Genomic DNA, 1,852 nt, shown 5'->3' on the forward strand with positions numbered 1-1,852 from the left:
AGTCGGGCTCAGGCTCAACAGTTCCCACAACATCACTTGCAGGCTCATCGGCCATGGCATCCATCGCAGCTTGTTCGTCGAATTCACCTAATGTGTCATCAAGTGCTTCATGATGCGCCTCTGCGCTAGCATCATCACTGATGTCATCACTCTCGGACTCTAACGCTTGCGCTAGATCTGGTTCGGGCTCAACAGATCCCGCAATGTCACCTTCTAACTCATCAGCTATGGTAACAGGTTCCTCGTCACGCGCTTCATCAAGCAAAGCGTCAAACTCAGAAGAGCTCAATTCTTCCGGTTCATCACCCATTGATTCTAACGCATCTTTTTCGTTAAACTCAGGAAGCGTTTCTATATCTGATAAGGAGGTATTATCGCTATCATACGGTTCTTCTATAGTATCGTGTTCCTCATCAGCAAATGACAAATCATGCGTATCATCATGCTCATCATCCAAATCGCCATCTAAAGAACTTTCAACTAAGTCATTTCCTTGTAAAGCTTCCGAAAGTGCTTGTTCGGTTTCACTTGAAACCAATCGAGTTTCCGCTGGTTCTGTGTCCAATGCCAACTCAGGGTAACTTTCCAACTCAATACTCGGTGTGACGGGGTCTGGCTCGAAAAATACTTCACTTTCTGATAAATCAACATCTTCTAATAACGGATCATCCCCTAAATCAACTTCCGTTTCATCGGCTAACTCATCATCCCAATCATTACGTTCCTGATCATCAAGCTCATTTAACAACTCATCGACGCTTTGCAACTCTTTTGGCTCAGCATTGCCAAACGCAGTCGGAATCTCTTCCTCCTCATTCAGCATCCCTTGTAAAAGATCTGCTTGCTCAGCTGATTCTTGAAGCGAAGCAGTATCAGCTTCTTCCAAAGATCCTAACTCATCAAGATCAAAATCACTCTCTGATAGTTCAATCCCATTACTTTCTGTTACCGCTTCAGACTGTAGTTCAATATCTATTTCATCTAAGAGGTCATCAGCAATATGGTCATTTGCTAAACTTGAACTTAATTCAGCATCCACATTGATATTAGATAACTCTTCTACACTTTGCGTATCAAGCTCGTCCTCAGCAACATCCAATAAACTATCTATATCTTCGATGTCCAACTCATCGCCAATAGCTTCATGGAAATCTTCACTACCTTCTTCAACCGATGCTAGATTTGATTCCAACTGCGTGGCAGATTCTTGCTCTGGATCCACTTCATCAACAAGCCCATCAATGTCATCTGCATCAAGCTCGTCATTTTCTTCTAGCAACTGCGTGGCAAGTTCTTGCTCTGGATCCACTTCATCAATAAGCCCATCGATATCATCTGTATCAAGCTCATCATTTTCTTCTTCTAGCAACTGCGTGACAGGTTCTTGCTCTGGCTCCACGTCATCAACAAGCCCATCAACATCATCTGTATCAAGCTCGTCATTTGCTTCTTCTAGCAACTGCGTAGCAGGTTCTTGCTCTGGCTCCACGTCATCAACAAGCCCATCGATATCATCTGTATCAAGCTCGTCATTTTCTTCTTCTAGCAACTGCGTAGCAGGTTCTTGCTCTGGCTCCACGTCATCAACAAGCCCATCGATATCATCTGTATCAAGCTCATCATTTTCTTCTTCTAGCAACTGCGTAGCAGGTTCTTGCTCTGGCTCCACGTCATCAATAAGCCCATCCATATCGTCTATATCAAACTCTTCGCTCGCCTCTTCTCCCAGTTCAGGTTCCGCAGGCGTTTCGTCTAATAACCCATCAATGTCGTCTATATCAAACTCGTCGCTCGCCTCTTCTACCCGTTCAGGTTCCGCAGGCGTTTCGTCTAATAGCCCATCAATGTCGTC

The 1,852-nt window shown here is 44.4% G+C and carries 1 pseudogene; it reads right to left on the bottom strand.

Annotated elements, in window-relative coordinates:
- Nucleotides 1-1,852 (bottom strand): annotated as a pseudogene (locus J8L98_RS24365) (hypothetical protein); the annotation flags it as partial.

The organism is Pseudoalteromonas sp. MMG013 (assembly GCF_018100885.1).
GTDB classification, from domain to species: Bacteria; Pseudomonadota; Gammaproteobacteria; order Enterobacterales; family Alteromonadaceae; genus Pseudoalteromonas; species Pseudoalteromonas aurantia.